Here is a 19,715-nt window from a genome sequence, read left to right on the forward strand (position 1 = left end):
AGACGACAAACCCGCTTGCGGCCGGACAACGGGGCATGCGACCTTAGCCCAAAGCGTAAAAGCGTCCTGTTGTGAGTGGAGGTGAGGACGATGAAGGCGATTATCGTCGGAGGCGGAATCGGGGGCCTCACCACTGCGCTGATGCTGCGCTCGCGCGGCATCAGTTGCGAGCTGTACGAGCAGTCCGAGACGATCCGCGAGCTCGGCGTCGGCATCAACACATTGCCGCATGCGATCCGCGAGCTGGCGGGGCTTGGTTTGCTCGACAAGCTCGACGAGGTGGCGATCCGCACCTATGAGCTGTTCTATCTGACGCGACATGGCCAGCAGGTCTGGCACGAGAAGCGCGGGCTCGATGCCGGCCACGACGTGCCGCAATTCTCGATCCATCGCGGCCGCCTGCAAAGCGTGATCCATCAGGCCGTGATCGACCGGCTCGGCGCGGATGCGATCCACACCGGCTGCCGGCTCGGCTCCTTCACCCAGGACGAGGGCGGCGTCTCGGCCTATTTCTTCGACCGCAGCGGCGCCCATGTGCGCACCGCGCGCGGCGACATTCTGATCGGCGCCGACGGCATCCACTCGAAGGTGCGGCAGACGCTGTTTCCGGACGAGGGCGGGCCGTGCTGGAACGGCCTGATGCTGTGGCGCGGCGCGACCGACTGGCCGGCGTTCCTGACCGGGCGCTCGATGATCATCGCCGGCGGCCTGAACGCCAAGGCCGTGATCTATCCGATCGCGGCGGGCTCGAGCCCCGCGAGCCGCCTCACCAACTGGGCGGTGCTGGTGCGGATCGGCGACGGCACCTCGCCGCCGCCGCGCCGCGAGGGCTGGTCCAATCTCGGCCGGCGCGACGAGATGATGCCCTATGTCACTGGTTTCACGATCCCGCAGGTCGACTTCGCCGGCCTGATCAACGCGACGCCTGAGTTCTGGGAGTATCCGTGCTGCGACCGCGATCCCTTGCCGTATTGGTCGAGCGGCCGGGTCACGCTGCTCGGCGACGCCGCGCATCCGATGTATCCGGTCGGCTCGAACGGCGCATCGCAGGCGATCCTCGATGCGCGCTGCCTGGCCGACCTGCTGGCGCGGGCGGAGCATCCGCGCCACGCGCTGGCGGCCTATGAGCGGCAGCGGCTGCCGATGACCGCCGACATCGTCGCCTCCAATCGCCGCGGCGGGCCGGAGGGTGTGATCGACGCCGTCGAGCAGCTCGCGCCGCAGGGCTTTACCGACGTCGACACCATCCTCAATTACGAGGCGCGCGAGGCGATCGTGCGCGGCTATGCCGCCAAGGCCGGCTTTGCCGCGCGCGTGGTGGCGCGGCAGTAAGTCCTTTGCAGGAGGAGACGTCCGGCAGGCCATCTCCACACCGTCATTGCGAGGAGCAAAGCGACGAAGCAATCCATCGTTCCGCGATCGCGGAAATATGGATTGCTTCGCTTCGCTCGCAATGACGGAATAAGCTAAGCCTGAGGCGGCGGCAGGAAGTGGATGTTGTGCTCGGCGGCGAGCCGCACCACGTCATCCGGGTTCTGCTCCTTCATGTTGTGGATCGCCCAGAACAGGTCGTAGAGCCTCCGCGTCGGCGACACCCAGAACAGCGTCTTGGCCGGCTGCTGCGACTTGTTGAAGATGCCGTGCGGCTTGCCCATCGGCAGGCGAACCAGATCGCCTGGAGTTGCGGATTCGTCGGCACCGTCGAGCATGAAGTCGAGCTTGCCCTCGAGGATATAGAGGTACTCGTCCTGGTCGGGGTGGATATGCGGAGGAACGAAGGTGCCCGGCGGGAAGGTGGCGTGCCAGGAGAATGAATGCTCGGTGCGGCTCTTCGGCACGTAGGTCTGGCCAAGGATGCTCCAGGAAATGCCCTGCATGCCTTCATTGGCGCGGGTGATGCCCGCAATCTCGTCTTTCATGCTCATGCTTGCTCCTATGATCTACTTCGCCGCGCAGTCCTTGGCGTAGCGATCGCCATAATTCGAAAACACCTTCTCGACGATCTCGGTCTGGAATTTGCCGTCCGGACGCTTCGCGACCTTGGTGAGGTAGAAATCCTGGATCGGATAGCCGTTGTTGCTGAACTTGAAGTTACCGCGCAGCGAGGTGAAGTCGGCCTTCTTCAGCGCAGCCGCGACGGCGTCCTTGTTGGAGAGATCGCCCTTCACGGCTTTCACCGCGCTGTCGATCAACAACGCTGCGTCATAGGCCTGCATGGCATAGGTGCCGGGCACGCCGTTGTAGGCGGCTTCATAAGCCGCGACGAACTTCTTGCTTTGGGGATTGTCGAGGTTGGGCGCCCAATTCGCCCCGCCGAACATGCCGACCGCTGCGTCCTGCTGCGCGGGCAGGGTGGATTCGTCGACGGTGAAAGCGGAGAGCACCGGCACCGTGGCGCCGGCCTGCTTGTACTGCTTCACGAGATTGACGCCCATGCCGCCCGGCATGAAGGTGAACAGCGCGTCCGGCTTCAGCGCGGCGATCTTGGACAATTCGGGCTGGAAATCCAGCGTGTTCAGCGGCGTGTAGGATTCCTCGACGATTTCGCCCTTGTAGTCGAGCTTGAAGCCGGCGACGGAGTCGCGGCCGGCCTGATAGTTCGGCACCAGCAGGTAGACGCGCTTGTAGCCGCGGTCCTGCGCCACCTTGCCGAGGATCTCGTGCACCTGGTCGTTCTGGTACGACGTCACATAGAAGAACGGGTTGCACTCCTTGCCGGCGTAGCTGGAGGGGCCGGCGTTCGGGCTGATCAGGAAGGTCTTGCTGTCGGTGACCGGGCGGTGGATCGCCTGCAGGATGTTGGAGAAGATCGGGCCGACCACGAAATCGACCTTGTCGCGCTCGAGCAGGCCGCGCACCTTGACCACCGCGCCGTCGGGCTTCAGTTCGTCGTCGGCGTTGACGATCTCGACATCGCGGCCGGCCATCTTGCCGCCGAGGTCCTTGATCGCGAGCGCAAAGCCGTCGCGGACCTGCTGGCCAAGCGCCGCGGCCGGGCCCGAGGTCGTCACCAGCACGCCGATCTTGATCTTCTCCTGGGCGGTCGCCGGGGTGACCGCGACACCGAGCAGCGCCGCCAATCCCACGAGCTTCGTCAATTGTTTCATGTCTCTCCCCTAACCACTGGCTCGATGCCTCGGCCGCTTTATTTGGCCGCAGCTTAGTCTGACGCGTGCGATCGCCGCAAGCGATGTGGCATCGCGTCAGGGCGATCGTCGCGCATCATGCAGGCGCAGCCCATGCAAGCGCCGCGCCAATTGCTTGAAGTTTAAAGAAATTGCAGGATTGCCCAGACGGATCAGGCACGATTCGCAATTGTCCTTGCGGGACGCCGCGAATTGCTTGAAGCTCAAAACAATTGGTCCGACTGGAACCCGCCGCGGAGGCACGATCGCCGCATGATCCTCGATTCCGAAACCAAAGCCGTCGAACTGCCCGACGACCACGGCACCGAGCTCAGGCTGTGGCTGCGCCTCTTGACCTGCACCACGCTGATCGAAGGCGAGGTGCGCAGCCGGCTGCGCGAGAAGTTCGACGTCACGCTGCCGCGCTTCGATCTGATGGCCCAGCTCGACAAGGTGTCCGACGGCATGACGCTGTCGGACCTGTCGAAGCGGATGATGGTATCAAACGGCAACGTCACCGGGCTGGTCGAGCGCCTGGTTGAATCAGGCCATCTCGATCGCCGCACCTCGGAGACGGACCGTCGCGTGCAGTTCATCCGGCTCACAAAGCTCGGCCGCGCCGAATTCCGCAAGATGGCCGCCGAGCACGAGAAGTGGATCGCCGATATCTTCGGCGACCTCTCGCCGAAGGATATCCGCGAACTTATGCGGCTGCTCGCCAAGGCCAAGGGCTCGGCGCAGCGCTCCGCCAAGGCAAGGAGCGCTTAAAGCCGTGACCGAGGTCGATTACGAGGTCGAATACAACAACCGGGCGCGGGTGCCGGAAAATCCGGCGCTGATGGCCGGCTGGGCGAGGGACTCCGCGGCCTATCGCGAGCAGCATCCGCCGCGGCGGCTGACCTATGGTCCGGGCAGCCGCAACGTCATCGACCTGTTCGAAGGCGATCGTGACGGCCCGCTCGTGGTCTTCATCCATGGCGGCTACTGGCAGGCGCTCGACGGCTCGTCATCGAGCCACTGCGCGCGAGGGCTCAATGGTCACGGCATCGGCGTCGCGGTGCCGAGCTACGATCTCTGTCCCAATGTCACGGTCGGCGACATCATCGGCGAGATGCGTGCGGCGTGCCGCGAACTGGCCAGACTCGGCCGGCCGCTGGTCGTGTCGGGACACTCCGCAGGCGGACATCTTGCCGCATGCATGCTCGCGACCGATTGGCCGGCCTATGATGGGTCGCTGCCGAAGGACCTGGTCAGGGCTGCTTACGCGATCTCCGGCCTGTTCGAGCTTGAGCCATTGGTCGGCACCTCCATCAACAAGGCGCTTGGCCTCGACCGCGCCGCAGCACGGGCGGCGAGCCCACTGTCCTGGACGCCGCCTGCGGGCGCGACGCTCGATGCCGTCGTCGGCGGCGCCGAGAGCGCGGAATATCACCGGCAGAGCCGGACCATCGTCGATGTCTGGGGCAAAGCGGGCGTCGCAACGCGGTTCGGCGTTGTGCCGGACGCCAATCATTTCACCGCGATCGCGCCGCTCGCCGACCCGGGCTCGGCGATGGTCGCGCGGCTGAAGCAGCTTACGCAAATCTGAGCTTCTTGAAGGATCGGCCGGCGATTGCCGCGCGATTTCCACCCTTGCGCCAAACTATTTTAAGTATAAAATGATTGGCGATTGGAACGCTGCCGGGCGTCCTTGTTCTTCTCGACGTTGGTCTTGGCCTTTCTGGATGGAAAGCGAGGGGCAATCGAATGTCAGGTGAATTTCCCGGGCTCGGCCCATCCGGGCATGTCGACGATTTCGCGCGGCGCAACCTGCCGCCATCAGCGCAGTGGCCGCAGCTGCTGCTTGACCGGCCGGAGTTTCAATATCCGGATTATCTCAACGCCGCGGTCGAGCTGACCGACCGCGTCGTCGAGCAGGGGATGGGCGATCGCATCGCGCTGATCGGCAACGGCCGCCAGCGCACCTACAAGGAATTGACCGATTGGTCGAACCGCCTGGCGCACGCGCTGGTGGAGAATTACGGCGTCAAGCCCGGCAATCGCGTGCTGATCCGCTCGGGCAACAACCCGGCGCTGGTCGCGGCCTGGCTCGCGGCGACCAAGGCGGGCGCCGTCGTCGTCAACACCATGCCGATGCTGCGCGCCGGCGAACTGGCCAAGATCGTCGACAAGGCTGAGATCTCGCTGGCACTGACCGACAGCCGCATCGCGGATGAACTGGTGGCCTGCGCCAAGACCAGCAAGTTCCTCAAGCAGGTCGTCAATTTCGACGGCACGCAGAACCACGATGCCGAGCTCGATCGGATCGCGCTGAACAAGCCGGTCAAGTTCGATGCGGTGAAGACCGGCCGCGACGACGTCGCGCTGCTGGGCTTCACGTCGGGCACGACGGGCGAGCCGAAGGCGACCATGCACTTTCACCGCGATCTCCTGATCGTTGCCGACGGTTATGCGAACGAGGTGCTCAAGGTGACGCCCGACGACGTGTTCGTCGGCTCGCCGCCGCTTGCGTTCACGTTCGGCCTCGGCGGGCTGGCAATCTTCCCGCTGCGGTTCGGCGCCACCGCGACGCTGCTGGAGAACGCGGCGCCGAGCGAGATGATCCGGATCATCGAGACCTACAAGGCGACCATCTGCTTCACCGCGCCGACCGCCTATCGAGCGATGATGGCCGCGATGGACAAGGGCGCCGATCTGTCGTCGCTGCGGCTCGCCGTCTCGGCCGGCGAGACGCTGCCGGCGCCGGTGTTCGAGAGCTGGACCAGGAAGACCGGCAAGCCGATCCTCGACGGCATCGGCAGCACTGAACTGCTGCACATCTTCATCACCAACCGCACCGGCAGCGCCGTCGGCGGCACCACGGGCACGCCTGTCACCGGCTACGAGGCGAAGATCGTCGACGAAGAGATGAACGAGCTGCCGGCGGGCCAGGTCGGCAAGCTGGCGGTTCGCGGTCCGACCGGCTGCCGCTATCTCGCCGACTCCCGGCAGACCAAATATGTCCGCGACGGCTGGAACATCACCGGCGATGCCTTCGTCAGGGACGAGAACGGCCGGCTGTCCTTCGTGGCACGGGCCGACGACATGATCATCTCGGCGGGCTACAACATCGCCGGTCCCGAGGTGGAGGCCGCGCTGCTCGGCCATCCCGATGTCGCGGAGTGCGCCGTGATCGGCGCACCTGACGAGGAGCGGGGGCAGATCGTCTCGGCGTTCATCGTGCTGAAGCAGGGCGCGCGCTGCGACGAGGTCGAGGTCAAGCTTCTACAGGATCACGTCAAGGCGACGATCGCGCCGTACAAATATCCCCGCGCGATCGCCTTCGTCGAGGCGCTGCCGAAGACCCAGACCGGGAAGATCCAGCGCTTCAAGCTGCGCGAGGCAAGCTGACAAGTAAAAGGGGAGGGCGACGGCCCGCGGCCGCCGCCCGACAGATCAATGCGCCGCGCCGCCGCCGGCGGCGTTCTTCGGCTTGCCGGTCAAGAGGATCGCAATCGCGGCGAACACCAGCACGATGCCGATCACGGCAAAGGTGTCGCTGAAACCAAGCACCAGGGCTTGGCGCTTCACGATATTGCCGAGCGCCACGATCGCCTGATGATGCGCGGTCGCCGGATCGGAGATGCCGTGGCTGAGGAAGTAATTGGTCACCTCGGCGATCCGGGTGCGCACTTCCTCGCGGCCGAGGTCGACCGACTGGCCGATGATGTTGGAGTGGAACTGCTCGCGCTTGGTGACGATGGTGGCGAGCAGCGCCGTGCCGATCGCGCCGCCGAGATTACGCATCATGTTGGAGATGCCGGAGGCCGCCGCGGCATCCTGCGGGGCGACGCTGCCGAGGCTGACCGCCGACAGCGGGGCCAGCATGATCGCCTGGCCGATTGCACGGACGATGTTCGGGACGAAGAACTGGTCACCGGAGTAATCGAGCGACATCGCGATGTTCATGAAGGAGGAGACCGCGAACAGGATCATGCCGGTGAAGGCGATGAAGCGCGGATCGAAACGTTGCATCAGCTTCGGGACTAGCGGGATCAGGATCAGCTGCGGCAGGCCGGTCCAGGCCAGCACCTGGCCGATCTGCTCGGCGTTGTAGCGCTGCACCTGGCCGAGATAGGCCGGCAGCAGGTAGACCGAGCCGAACAGTGCGAAGCCGACGAACACCGCCGAGATGGTGCCGAAGCCGAAGCTGCGCTGGGTCAGGAGGCGCAGCCGGATCAGCGGCTTTTCCACGACGAGCTCGATCCAGACGAACAGAGTGAGGCTGACGGCGGCGATCACCGCGAGCTTGACGATGAAGGGCGAGCCGAACCAGTCGTTCTTATTGCCTTCCTCGAGCACGGCCTGCAGCGACGACAGGCCGATCGCCATCGTGGCGATGCCGAGCCAGTCGCCCTCGCGCAGCAGATGCAGCTGCATCGGCTGGCGTTCCAGCGTGAAATAGAGGGTGATGACCATCACCGCGGTCGGGATCACGTTGACGAAGAAGATGGTCTGCCAGCCGTAATTCTCGGTGAGGTAGCCGCCGATGGTCGGTCCGATCGCCGGGGCGAAGGTCACGGCGAGCGCGAACATGGCAAGGCCGACCGGCTGCTGGGCCTTCGGCAGCTTGGTGAAAACCAGCGTGAAGGCCATCGGGATCAGCACGCCGCCGAAGAAACCCTGCAAGCCGCGCATCGCGATCATCGAGGGCAGGTCGTGGGTGAAGGCACAGGCGACCGAGAAGATCGCAAACAGGGTGGCGAAGCCGATGATGATCTTGCGGAAGGAAAACACCCGGCTGAGATAGTCGGTCAGCGGGATCACCACGATCTCGCCGATCAGATAGGAGGTCGAGATCCAGGAGCCGTTGTCGACGCCGGTTCCGATGCCGCCCTCAATGTTGAGCAGCGAGGCGTTGGTGATTTGGATGTTGAGGATCGCCATGAACGCGCCGATCATGGCAGCGACGATGGAGATCCAGACGGCCATGCTGGCGCGGTTGGGATCGACCACTGCGGGTGCCGCGCGGGGCGCAGCAGCCGGGGAGGAGAGCGCGAGATCGGACATGACATCACCTATTTGAAGGAGGCGACAGCGAGCTTGGGAGAGGCGCCGGAGCGCGGCGCCTCGCCAGGTTGCGACAAGGTTGCGATGGTCGGGATGACCGACATGCCGGGCCGCAATTCGACCGCCGTCGCGTCGAGCGCGATCTTCACCGGGATGCGCTGCACCACCTTGGTGAAGTTGCCGGTCGCATTGTCGGGCGGCAGCAGTGCGAATTCCTGGCCGCTGGCGGGCGCGAGACTGTCGACATGGCCGCGCACCACCTGTCCGGGGAACATGTCGACGGCGATCTCGACCGGCTGACCCTTGCGGACATTGGTGAGCTGCGTCTCCTTGTAGTTCGCGATCACATAGGCGCCGGTGGCGGGCACCAGCGACATCAGCTGCGTGCCGGCCTGGACGAACTGGCCGGTGCGCAGGGTGCGGTTGCCGACCACGCCGTCGATCGGGGCTGATATGGTGGTGTAGCCGAGGTTCAACTCGGCCTGATGCTGGAGCGCGGTTGCGCGCGCCTGCGACGCGACCGCCTGGGCAATGTCGGCCTTGAGCAGCTCCACTTGGCGGAGCGCGGAGGCGAGGTTCGCGGTATCGCGGGCGACGGCGGCCTGTGCGCTGGCGTAGCGCGACTGCGCCTGCTGCGCGTTCTGCACGCTGCCGAAGCCGGTGCCGGCGAGGTCGGTGTAGCGCTTGTTCTCCTGCTCGGCGAAGGTCTGCGTCGCGGTGTCGACGGCGAGGGTCGCACGTGCCGCTTCGATCACCGACTGCTGCACATCGAGCTGCGCATGCTTGCTGGCGATCGCGGCTTCGGCGGCCGCGACGTCAGCCTTGGCCTGATCCAGCGCGACCCTGAAATCGCGATCGTCGATCCGCGCCAGCATCTGGCCGGCGCGCACATGCTCATTGTCACCGACCAGCACCGCGCTGAGATAGCCGGAGACTTTTGGTGCGATCGTCGTGTTATCGGCCTTCACATAGGCGTCGTCGGTCGAGACCTGGAAGCGGCCGACCGTCCAGTAATCCCAGCCGTACCAGGCGCCGCCCGAAAGGACGGCGAGCGCCGCGCCGGCCAGCAGGAGGCGGCGAAGCCTGCCCTTGGCGGCGGGCGGCCTGGCGGCCTCCGGATGTGCGATCAATTGCCTGGCGGTCTCGGCCGGAACCTGGCTCTCGGCCTTGAATGATGTCTCATGCTGGCTCATGGCAGTGCTCCCTGATCCGTTCTATCCTGCTGGAAAATCTTGCCAATTTCGGCCGATGCCGGCAGGGTTAATTAGGAAACTTGATGTTTTCCAAAATAGAGCCCATATTGGGAGTGTCAATAGAATGACAGGCATCATTTAAAAGCATGGCTCGCGGATGAACCGGAATGGCAAGGATCAGACTGAGCAAGGCGCGCCGGCGCGGCGGGGCCGGGGGCGGCCGCAGCTGCGTTCCGACGACGAGACGCGCGCGCTGATCCATGACGCCGCGCGGCGCGAGTTCTCCGAGCGCGGCTTTGCTGCGGCCAACATCGCCGACGTGGCCTGCCGCGCCGGCGTCTCCACCAAGACCCTCTATCGGCTGATCCCGACCAAGCTGGCGCTGTTCGAGGGCACGGTGACGGACCGGATGGACCGATTCATATCGGCCGTAAATCTCGGCGCCTGCGACGGCCGCGATATCGCGGCGGCACTGGAGGCCGCACTCTCGACCTGTGGCGAGCTGATCCTCGATGCCGAGGTCATCGCGCTTCAGCGCATCATCCTGGCCGACAGCGACAAATTTCCCGACATCGCCGAGATGTTCTACGAGAAGGCGATGCAGCGGACGCTTGGCGCGCTGGCTGCGTGGCTCGGCGTGCAAAGGCGGAGGGGACGGATCGCGGTGGACGACGCGCAGGCTGCTGCGGGCATGCTGCTCGGCATGCTCGTGTTCCAGCCGCAACGCGACGTGATGTACGGCCACAGGCCGCCGCCGTCGCGGGCGCAGATCGAGGCCCGCGCCAAGGCCTGCGCGGCACTGTTCTTGTCCGGATGCGCCGTGCCGGCCGATCAGATCAAGAAGCAGAACGGAGAGGCGTGACGCCGGCCCTGCGTCACTTGCCCATTGCCGCCGCCGGCGGCTGGGCCAGCACCTGCCGGATCATCCGCGCGAGATCGGATTTGCGGTAAGGCTTCGGCAGCAGCGTTACATCCGGGTCGAGACGGCCGTGGTGGATGATCGCGTCCTCGGTGTAGCCGGAGGTGAAGAGCACGCGCACCGAGGGCAGTTTGGCGATCACGGCGTCGGCGACCTGCCGGCCGTTCATGCCGCCGGACATGATGACGTCGGTGAACAGCACGTCGCAGACGAACCCCTTGTCGACCGCAGCCAGTGCTTCCGGGCCGTTGGCGGTGACCATGGTGCGATAGCCAAGCTGCTCGAGCTGGGCGCTGACGTAATTGCGCACCAGCGGATCGTCCTCGACGACCAGGATGGATTCATTGCCGCCGCGCGTGTCGACCGGAGGAGGCGGCTCGACGTCGATCATGTCGCCGCTGCTGCGCGGCAGATAGAGCTTGATCGAGGTGCCGTGGCCCTCTTCGGAATAGATCTTGAGGTGTCCGTTGGACTGCTTGATGAAGCCGTACACCATGCTGAGCCCGAGGCCGGTGCCCTTGCCGGTGTCCTTGGTGGTGAAGAACGGCTCGAACACCTTGTCGCGGATCCCCGCCGGGATGCCCCCGCCGGTGTCGCTGACCGCGACCATCACATATTCACCCGCCCGCACGTCGGGGTTGGCGACGGCATAAACCTCGTCGAGGATGACGTTGCTGGTCTCCAGCATCAGCTTGCCGCCATCGGGCATCGCATCGCGGGCATTGACCGCGAGATTGAGCAGCGCCGTCGCCATGTGGTTCGGATCGATGAAGGCCGACCAGGCATCGGGCTCGAGCGCGGTATCGATCTCGATCTGCTCGCCAAGCGAGGGGCGCAGCAGCCGCGCGGTGTCCTGCACCAGCGTGTTGAGATTCGCTTCACGCGGTTGCAGCGGCTGCAGCCGCGAGAAGGCCAGCAGGTGCTTGGTCACTTCTGCACCGCGAAACGCCGCATCGGTGATCATCTTGGCGACAGACGACAGCGCCGGATCATGTTCAACGGCTTCCGCGAGGATGTCGATCAGGCCGGTGATGACGGTCAGGATATTGTTGAAGTCGTGGGCGATGCCGCCGGAGAGGTGCCCGACGGCCTCCATTTTCTGCACCTGGCGGAGCTTTTGCTCGGCTTCGAGCTGTTCGCGGGCGGCCTCGACTTCGCGGGCGCGCATGAAGATTTCCGCTTCCATCTGCTCGGTGCGCTCGCGCAACCGGTCGGTCAGCTGGTCCTGCTCGGCACCGCGCTGCTTCAGCTGGATGAAGCTGGTGACGTCTTCGACCCGATGGATGATGTAGGTGAACTGCCCGTTTGGCCCCAACACCGGCGTATTGCGCGGGCTCCAGTAGCGTTCCTCGAAGCCGCCGCCCTCCGACTCGGGCTTGCGGATATCGTATTTCTGCACCGTCATGGTGTCGGGGCGGCGGAACTGAACCACGCGCTCGAGCGAGGCGCGCAGGTTCCGCACGCCGTCGGCGGTCGGATCGTCCGGATTGTCGGGAAACACCTCAAACAGCCCGCGCCCAAGGATCGCGGCGCGCTCGGTCTTGGTGGCGCGCAGATAAGCGTCGCTCACTGCCACGATGCGGAAGTCGGGCTGCGTCAGCACCAGATAAAGGCCGGGCGCCGCCTCGAATAACGCCTTGAAGTCGGGCGTCGGCGGGGACTGGTTCTGCAGTTCAACCTCCCTCGCAGGGTGCGGTCCGCCGGGTGACCGCAGTCAAGATGTGACATGCGTTTCGCGGAACTTCAATGCTTAACATACGGCGCCACCTCGATTTTCTGGCTCGATCGGGCGTTGCGACGTCGCTCGGGCGCTAGTTTGAATTCGGCAGATAGCGCCAGCCCTCTTTGCCGAGGAAATCCAGCATGGCCTGCGCGGGCGGCAGCAGGATCTTGTCGGCGCGCCTGATCGCGTGCCACTGCCGGACGATCGGCAGGCCCTTCACCTTGAGCACCACCAGCCGGCCGTCCTCCAGCTCATGGAACACCGTGTGCTGGGAGATGAAGGCGATGCCGAGCCCGGCCATCACAGCCTGCTTGATGGTCTCGTTGCTGTCCATCGCCATGCCGAGTTTCGGCTCCAGCCCGACCCGCTCGAAATATTGCTGCATCAGCATCCGCGTCCCCGATCCTTGCTCGCGAGTGATGAAGGTTTCGTTGGCGAGCTCCGATGGGGCGACGTGCCGCCGCCGCGCCAGCCGATGATCGGGCGCGGCGACGATGAAGTGCGGATGCCGGCCGAGCGGCTTCATCTCGACCTCGACGTCGGCCGGCGGCCGGCCCATTACCGCGATGTCGAGATCATAGCCGCGCAGCGCGTCGCGAATCTCCTCGCGGTTGCCGATCCTGAGCGTGACCTCGATCTTGGGAAAGCGGCGCGAGAACGCCGCGATCGCGAACGGCACGAAGTATTTCGCGGTGGAGACCGCGCCCATCGCGACGCGGCCGCCGCTGCGGCCGGCGATCATGTCGAGCGACTGCTCGCAATCCTTCAGCGCCGCTTCGATCCGCTCGACCAGCGTCAGCACATGTGCGCCGGCATCCGTCAGCGCCATGCCGTCGCCGGTACGTTGGATCAGCGGCAACCCTGCGAGCGCCTGCAGGTTGCGGAGCTGCAACGTCACCGCGGGCTGCGTCAGGTTCAACCGGTTGGCGGCGGACGTGATCGAGCCTGCCTCGTGCAGGGTCGACAGTGCGCGCAGCTGGCGGATGGTGAGATCCCGCGAGAAGTTGCCGGCCATGACAAGCTCCATAAGAAATACTTTGCTCGGACCAAAGATAATAAAATTTCCCTAATTGGGCAATTCGCGCGTTGATAGGGCGAAGGCGACTCCCCTGAGGTCGCCTCTCGAAGCCTCGGGACAGAGGGCGCGATCATAGGGAGAGGCCGGTGGAGATTCGTCCAGCATTGCATGCCCATCTGGAGTGGCCCGCGCAGCACAACCCGTTGCGCGCCGCGACCGTTGTGGTGATCGAAGCCCTTGCGCGTGCGGCGATCGAGCTCTCGCGCATCATTGCCGCCGGGCCGCTCGCCGGAGTCGGCGGCGAGAGCGGTGGCGTCAATCCCGACGGCGACCGCCAGAAGACCATCGACATCGTCGCCGACGATCTGATGCGGAACGCGCTGCGCACCGCGCCGGTCGCCGCAGTGCTGTCGGAGGAGGTCGAACTGCCTGAGACGCTCGATCCCGACGCGCCGCTCTGTGTCGCGATCGATCCGCTCGATGGATCCGCCAATCTCGAAAATAACATCTCGATCGGCACGATCTTCTCAATCCGGCCGAAAGGAAACGACGTCATCTCGACCTTCTTCGAGCCCGGCACGGCGCAATGTGCCGCCGGCTGTTTCATCTACGGTCCACAGACCGTGCTGGTGCTGGCGATCGACCAGTGCGTCGACTGCTTCACGCTGGACCCGCGAAGTGGCGAGTTCGTCCTGACCGCGCGCGATCTGCGCGTACCGCAGGACGCGTCGGAATTCGCCATCAATGCCTCGAACCGGCGGCACTGGAGCGGCCCGGTGCGCAGCTACATCGACGATTGCCTCGCCGGAGTGAACGGCGAGCGCGGGCAGGACTTCAACATGCGCTGGATCGGCTCGCTGGTCGCTGAAGCCTACCGCATCCTGATGCGCGGCGGCGTGTTCCTGTATCCGGCGGATGCGCGCCAGGGCTACCGCGAAGGCCGGTTGCGTCTGCTGTACGAGGCGCATCCCATCGCACTGATCATGGAATGGGCGGGCGGCGCCGCGTCGAACGGCCGGTCGCGCATTCTCGAACTGTCGGCACGCACGCCGCATCAGCGCGTGCCGCTGATCATGGGATCGGCGCGTGCCGTGCGCGACGTCGATGCGATCCACCTGACCGTCGAGCCGTTGTTCGAAAGCAGCGATGCCCCGCTGTTCGCGCGGCGCGGCCTGTTCCGCTGAGGAGGACCGCATGTCACGTCGACATCCCATCATCTCGATCACCGGCTCCTCCGGGGCCGGCACCACCTCGGTGAAGAAGACGTTCGAGAACATCTTCCGCCGCGAGAACGTGGTCGCCGCCTATATCGAGGGCGACGCGTTCCACCGCTACGACCGCGCCGAGATGCGCAGCCTGATGGCGGAGAGAGCCGAGCGCGGCAACAAGCACTTCAGCCATTTCAGCCCCGAGACCAATTTGTTCGAGGAGCTGGAGAAGCTGTTCAGCGACTATGCCGAGACCGGCACCGGAACCACGCGGCACTATGTGCACGACGAGGAGGAAGCGCGGCTCTACGGCGCCAAGCCCGGCACCTTCACCGCCTGGGAGGCGCTGCCGGAGAATTCCGACCTCTTGTTCTACGAGGGCCTGCACGGTGCCGTGGTCACCGACAAGGTGAATGTCGCGCAGCATGCCGACCTCAAGATCGGCGTCGTGCCGGTCATCAACCTCGAATGGATCCAGAAGTTGCACCGCGACCGCAGCCACCGCGGCTACTCCACCGAGGCGGTGACCGACACCATCCTGCGCCGCATGCCGGACTACGTGAATTACATTTGTCCGCAATTCACCGAGACCGACATCAACTTCCAGCGCGTGCCGACCGTCGACACGTCGAACCCGTTCATCGCGCGCTGGATCCCGACGCCGGATGAATCGATGGTCGTGATCCGCTTGAAGAATCCGCGTGGCATCGATTTTCCCTATCTGCTCTCGATGATCCCGAACAGCTTCATGTCGCGCGCCAATTCGATCGTGGTGCACGGCGCCAAGCTCGACCTCGCGATGCAGCTCATCCTGACCCCGCTGATCCTGCAACTGATCGAACGAAAGAGGCGAACGATATGACCGCACTTGCGTCCGTTGCCAGCCGCCCCGAAATCAGCCACGACGAGATGGCGAACGCCATCCGCTTCCTCGCCGTCGACGCGGTCGAGCAGGCGAAATCCGGTCACCCCGGCATGCCGATGGGCATGGCCGATGTCGCGACCGTGCTGTTCACGGAGTTCCTGAAGTTCGACCCGGCCGATCCGGCCTGGCCCGACCGCGACCGCTTCGTGCTGTCGGCGGGGCACGGCTCGATGCTGCTCTACGCGCTGCTTTACCTCACAGGCTACGAGAGCATGACGCTCGACCAGCTCAAGGCGTTCCGGCAGTGGAGATCGAAGACCCCGGGCCATCCCGAGTACGGCCACACCCCGGGTGTCGAGACCACGACCGGGCCGCTCGGGCAGGGGGTTGCGACCGCGGTCGGCATGGCGCTTGCCGAGCGGCTGATGAACGCCCGCTTCGGCGACGACCTCGTCGACCACTACACCTATGTGATCGCCGGCGATGGCTGCCTGATGGAAGGCATCAGCCATGAGGCGATCTCGCTGGCCGGCCATTTGCGGCTGAACCGCTTGATCGTGCTGTTCGACGACAATCATATCTCGATCGACGGCGCCACCTCGCTGTCCTGTTCGGACGACCAGGCAGCGCGGTTCAAGGCCAGCGGCTGGAACGTCAACCGCATCGACGGCCACGATCCGCAGGCGATTACCGCGGCGATCAGGCAGGCGCGATCGAGCGATCGTCCGTCGTTGATCGCCTGCCGGACGGTGATCGGGTTCGGCGCGCCGAACCGGCAGGGCAGCGAAAAGGTGCATGGCGCGCCGCTCGGTGCCGATGAGATGGCGAAGACCCGTGCCGCGCTGCGCTGGCCGTATCCGGCATTCGAGATTCCCGATGCGGTGCTGGCGGAGTGGCGCGAGCTCGGCGGCCGCGGCCGCGACGCGCGGCGGGCCTGGATCGACCGTTCGCGCAGCGCCTGCAAGGGCGACAGGGCCGAGCGGTCTCCGTTCCACGATGCGCTGAACCGGAAATTGCCCTGCGCCTATGCCGAGGCGATGGCAAAGTTGGTGGAGCGGTTCGCGACCGAGCGGCCGAAGCTCGCCACGCGACAGGCTTCGCAGCAGGTCATCGACGTGATCGCGGAGGCGTTGCCCAATTTGCTGGGCGGCTCGGCCGACCTCACGCACTCCAATCTGACGCTGGCGAAGTCGCAGGTTTCGGTGCGGCCGGAAACGCTCGACGGCAGCTACATCCACTATGGCATCCGCGAACACGGCATGGCCGCGGCGATGAACGGCATCGCCCTGCACGGCGGGTTCATTCCTTATGGCGGCACCTTCCTCAGCTTTGCCGATTACAGCCGGCCGGCGATCCGCCTTGCGGCGCTGATGGGGATCCGCGTCATCCATGTGATGACCCACGATTCCATCGGGCTCGGCGAGGACGGGCCGACCCATCAGCCGGTCGAGCATCTGGCGGCGCTGCGCGCGATCCCAAACGTCCTGGTGTTCCGTCCGGCCGATGCGGTCGAGACCGCGGAAGCGTGGGACTGCGCGCTGAAGGCAGAGACCTCGCCGTCGATCCTCTGCCTGTCGCGGCAGGCGCTGCCGACGGTTCGCGACGGCAGCAAGGACAACCAGGTCGCGCTCGGCGCCTACGTTCTCGTGGAGCCGGCCTTCGCGCGTGACGTCACCCTGATTGCAACGGGTTCGGAGGTGGCGATTGCGCTCGAAGCCGCAAAGCTGCTGGCGGAAGACGGGGTACAGGCCGCGGTCGTCTCGGGCCCGTGCTTCGACCTGTTCCGCCAGCAGCCGAGCGACTATCGCGCCCAGGTGCTGGGCAGCGCCCCGCGCGTCGGCGTGGAGGCTGCGGTCGAGGGCGACTGGGCCCGCTGGCTCGGCGACAACGGTGCGTTCGTCGGCATGGCCGGCTTCGGCGCTTCCGCGCCGGCCGACGTGCTCTACCGCGAATTCGGCATCACGCCCGCGGCAATCGCTGCTGCAGCAAAACAGCTCATTCAACGAGCGAATTGAAAGGAGGACGCCACCATGGCGCGGATAACCCTGAGGCAGTTGCTGGACCACGCCGCCGAACGCGGCTACGGCGTTCCGGCCTTCAACATCAACAATATGGAGCAGGGCCTCGCCATCATGGAGGCGGCGGCTTCCTGCGATGCGCCTGTCATCATCCAGGCCTCGCGCGGCGCGCGCTCCTATGCCAACGACATCATGCTGGCGAAGATGATCGACGCGCTCGAGGAGATGCATCCGCAGATTCCGCTCTGCCTGCATCTCGATCACGGCAATGAAGAGGCGACCTGCGCCACCGCGATCCGCTACGGCTTCACTTCCGTCATGATGGACGGCTCGCTCAAGGCCGACGCCAAGACCGCAGCCGACTATGACTACAATGTCGATATCACCCGCCGGGTGGTCGACATGGCGCACTGGGTCGGCGCGTCGGTCGAAGGCGAGCTCGGCGTGCTCGGCTCGCTCGAGCATGGCGGCGGCGAGCAGGAGGACGGCCATGGCGTCGAGGGCAAGCTGAGTCATGATCAGCTGCTCACCGATCCGGACCAGGCGGTCGATTTCGTCCGCGCCACCAAGGTCGATGCGCTCGCGATCGCGATGGGCACCTCGCACGGCGCCTACAAGTTCACGCGGCGGCCCGACGGCGAGATCCTGGCGATGCGCGTGGTCGAGGAGATCCATACCCGCCTGCCGAACACGCATCTGGTGATGCACGGCTCGTCCTCGGTGCCGCAGCCGCTGCAGGACATGTTCAACCAGTTCGGCGGCGAGATGCCGCAGACCTGGGGCGTCCCGGTCGAGGAGATCGTTCGCGGTATCAAGCACGGGGTGCGCAAGGTCAATATCGACACCGATTGCCGTCTGGCGATGGCGGCGGCCTTCCGCAAGGTCGCCGTCCAGTCGAAGAGCGAGTTCGATCCGCGCAAATTCCTGAAGCCGGCGATGGATGCGCTGCGCGAGCTCTGTCGTGACCGCTTCGAGCAGTTCGGCACGGCCGGCAATGCCGCCAGGATCAAGGTGGTTGCACTGCCGGAGATGGCCCGCCGCTATCGCGCCGGCGCGCTCGATCCGCAAATTGGAAAGATGACCCAGGCCGCCTGAGCAAATGGCGACGAACCACAGGAGATTTCGATGAATATGCAGCAGTCGATCACGGTGCGCGGCAAGGATCGCTACAAGTCCGGCGTGATGGAATACAAGCGGATGGGCTATTGGGAGCCGAACTACGAGCCCAAGGACACCGACGTCATCGCCTTGTTCCGCGTCACGCCGCAGGATGGCGTCGATCCGACCGAAGCCTGCGCGGCGGTGGCGGGCGAATCCTCGACCGCGACCTGGACCGTGGTGTGGACCGACCGGCTGACGGCCGCGGAGAAATACCGGGCGAAGTGCTACCGCGTCGATCCGGTGCCGAATTCGCCGGGCAGCTACTTCGCCTATATCGCCTACGACCTCGACCTGTTCGAGCCGGGCTCGATCTCGAACCTGACCGCCTCGATCATCGGCAATGTGTTCGGCTTCAAGCCGCTGAAGGCGCTGCGGCTCGAGGACATGAGGCTGCCGACCGCCTACGTGAAGACATTCCAGGGCCCCGCGACCGGCATCGTGGTGGAGCGCGAGCGGCTCGACAAGTTCGGCCGTCCGTTGCTCGGCGCCACCGTGAAGCCGAAGCTCGGCCTGTCCGGCCGCAACTACGGCCGCGTTGTTTATGAAGCCTTGAAAGGCGGGCTCGATTTCACCAAGGACGACGAGAACATCAACTCGCAGCCCTTCATGCACTGGCGCGAGCGCTTCCTCTACTGCATGGAGGCGGTCAACCGCGCGCAGGCCGCGACCGGCGAGATCAAGGGGACCTATCTCAACGTCACCGCGGCGACCATGGAGGACATGTACGAGCGCGCCGAGTTCGCTCACGAGCTCGGCTCCAACATCGTCATGATCGACCTTGTGATCGGCTACACCGCGATCCAGTCGATGGCGAAGTGGGCGCGCAGGAACAACATGATCCTGCATCTGCATCGCGCCGGTCACTCGACCTACACGCGGCAGCGCAGCCACGGTGTCTCGTTCCGCGTGATCGCGAAATGGATGCGGCTCGCCGGCGTCGATCACATCCATGCCGGCACGGTGGTCGGCAAGCTCGAGGGCGATCCGAACACCACCCGCGGCTATTACGACATCTGCCGCGGGGACTTCAATCCGTTGCACCTGGAGCACGGCGTGTTCTTCGACCAGAACTGGGCGAGCCTCAACAAGCTGATGCCGGTGGCCTCCGGCGGCATTCATGCCGGCCAGATGCACCAGCTGCTCGATCTGCTCGGCGAGGACGTCGTGCTGCAGTTCGGCGGCGGCACCATCGGCCATCCCCGCGGCATCCAGGCCGGCGCCACCGCCAACCGCGTCGCGCTGGAGGCCATGATCCTCGCCCGCAACGAGGGGCGCGACTACGTCCATGAGGGGCCGGAGATCCTGGCCAAGGCGGCGCAGACCTGCACGCCGCTGCGCGAGGCGCTCGACGTCTGGAAGGACGTCACCTTCAACTACGAGTCGACCGACGCCCCCGATTTCGTTCCCACGCCGAGCATGGCGGTCTGAGAGGAGAT

16 protein-coding genes are annotated in these 19,715 nt (G+C 65.3%); 10 read left to right on the forward strand and 6 right to left on the reverse strand.

Going from position 1 to position 19,715, the window contains the following annotated elements:
* Window positions 1-90 precede the first annotated feature (90 nt).
* Window positions 91-1,332, forward strand: coding sequence for a flavin-dependent oxidoreductase (locus ACVMDN_RS10890; RefSeq protein ID WP_141339867.1), 1,242 nt, complete (start codon window positions 91-93; stop codon window positions 1,330-1,332).
* 134 nt (window positions 1,333-1,466) lie between these two features.
* Here ACVMDN_RS10890 and ACVMDN_RS10895 read toward each other — a convergent pair whose 3' ends face one another.
* Window positions 1,467-1,919 carry a cupin domain-containing protein gene (locus tag ACVMDN_RS10895; RefSeq protein WP_141339932.1) on the reverse strand — a complete coding sequence of 151 codons (453 nt, stop codon included), beginning with the start codon at window positions 1,917-1,919 and terminating at the stop codon, window positions 1,467-1,469.
* A gap of 21 nt (window positions 1,920-1,940) precedes the next feature.
* Window positions 1,941-3,107, reverse strand: a complete 1,167-nt coding sequence (locus ACVMDN_RS10900) for an ABC transporter substrate-binding protein (protein ID WP_076833441.1) — start codon at window positions 3,105-3,107, stop codon at window positions 1,941-1,943.
* Between the two features lie 291 nt (window positions 3,108-3,398).
* Here ACVMDN_RS10900 and ACVMDN_RS10905 point away from each other — a divergent pair, with 291 nt between their 5' ends.
* The 3 genes from ACVMDN_RS10905 (at window position 3,399) to ACVMDN_RS10915 (ending at window position 6,515) form a co-directional block, all read left to right on the forward strand.
* The gene (locus ACVMDN_RS10905; protein WP_016845834.1) at window positions 3,399-3,893 is read left to right on the forward strand and encodes a MarR family winged helix-turn-helix transcriptional regulator; all 495 of its coding nucleotides are present in this window, start codon (window positions 3,399-3,401) and stop codon (window positions 3,891-3,893) included.
* 4 nt (window positions 3,894-3,897) lie between these two features.
* Window positions 3,898-4,713, forward strand: coding sequence for an alpha/beta hydrolase (locus ACVMDN_RS10910; RefSeq protein WP_141339868.1), 816 nt, complete (start codon window positions 3,898-3,900; stop codon window positions 4,711-4,713).
* Window positions 4,714-4,871: 158 nt separating this feature from the next.
* Window positions 4,872-6,515: a benzoate-CoA ligase family protein gene (locus ACVMDN_RS10915; protein WP_141339869.1), complete on the forward strand. Its 1,644-nt coding sequence runs from the start codon at window positions 4,872-4,874 to the stop codon at window positions 6,513-6,515.
* Between the two features lie 45 nt (window positions 6,516-6,560).
* Here ACVMDN_RS10915 and ACVMDN_RS10920 read toward each other — a convergent pair whose 3' ends face one another.
* Window positions 6,561-8,174 (reverse strand): DHA2 family efflux MFS transporter permease subunit, encoded by a 1,614-nt coding sequence (locus ACVMDN_RS10920; protein ID WP_083715182.1) that lies wholly within the window; start codon window positions 8,172-8,174, stop codon window positions 6,561-6,563.
* 8 nt (window positions 8,175-8,182) lie between these two features.
* Complete coding sequence (locus ACVMDN_RS10925) at window positions 8,183-9,367, reverse strand: HlyD family secretion protein (RefSeq protein ID WP_168857120.1); 1,185 nt, start codon at window positions 9,365-9,367, stop codon at window positions 8,183-8,185.
* Between the two features lie 157 nt (window positions 9,368-9,524).
* On the opposite strand from ACVMDN_RS10925, the gene ACVMDN_RS10930 reads away from it, so the two are divergent.
* Complete coding sequence (locus tag ACVMDN_RS10930) at window positions 9,525-10,229, forward strand: TetR/AcrR family transcriptional regulator (RefSeq protein ID WP_456835237.1); 705 nt, start codon at window positions 9,525-9,527, stop codon at window positions 10,227-10,229.
* Between the two features lie 13 nt (window positions 10,230-10,242).
* On the opposite strand, the gene ACVMDN_RS10935 is transcribed toward ACVMDN_RS10930, so the two are convergent.
* Window positions 10,243-12,000: an ATP-binding protein gene (locus ACVMDN_RS10935; protein ID WP_338132258.1), complete on the reverse strand. Its 1,758-nt coding sequence runs from the start codon at window positions 11,998-12,000 to the stop codon at window positions 10,243-10,245.
* A gap of 97 nt (window positions 12,001-12,097) precedes the next feature.
* Window positions 12,098-13,024, reverse strand: coding sequence for a LysR family transcriptional regulator (locus tag ACVMDN_RS10940; protein ID WP_028331483.1), 927 nt, complete (start codon window positions 13,022-13,024; stop codon window positions 12,098-12,100).
* Window positions 13,025-13,179: 155 nt separating this feature from the next.
* Between ACVMDN_RS10940 and ACVMDN_RS10945 the strand changes: the two genes are divergently transcribed.
* From ACVMDN_RS10945 to ACVMDN_RS10965, 5 genes are read left to right on the forward strand one after another with little or no spacing between them, the layout of a single operon-like run.
* The gene (locus ACVMDN_RS10945; protein WP_433994791.1) at window positions 13,180-14,211 is read left to right on the forward strand and encodes a class 1 fructose-bisphosphatase; all 1,032 of its coding nucleotides are present in this window, start codon (window positions 13,180-13,182) and stop codon (window positions 14,209-14,211) included.
* Window positions 14,212-14,221: 10 nt separating this feature from the next.
* A complete protein-coding gene (locus tag ACVMDN_RS10950; protein WP_028331481.1) occupies window positions 14,222-15,097 on the forward strand; it encodes a phosphoribulokinase in 876 nt (291 codons plus the stop codon).
* On the forward strand, window positions 15,094-17,115 hold the full coding sequence (gene tkt, locus ACVMDN_RS10955; protein WP_456835236.1) for a transketolase: 2,022 nt from the start codon (window positions 15,094-15,096) through the stop codon (window positions 17,113-17,115). The genes ACVMDN_RS10950 and tkt overlap by 4 nt, the downstream gene beginning before the upstream one ends.
* 15 nt (window positions 17,116-17,130) lie before the next feature.
* Window positions 17,131-18,213, forward strand: coding sequence for a class II fructose-bisphosphate aldolase (gene fba / locus ACVMDN_RS10960; RefSeq protein WP_076833454.1), 1,083 nt, complete (start codon window positions 17,131-17,133; stop codon window positions 18,211-18,213).
* 36 nt (window positions 18,214-18,249) lie between these two features.
* Window positions 18,250-19,707, forward strand: coding sequence for a form I ribulose bisphosphate carboxylase large subunit (locus tag ACVMDN_RS10965; protein ID WP_456835880.1), 1,458 nt, complete (start codon window positions 18,250-18,252; stop codon window positions 19,705-19,707).
* Window positions 19,708-19,715 lie beyond the last annotated feature (8 nt).

The organism is Bradyrhizobium sp. USDA 4510 (genome assembly GCF_054059095.1).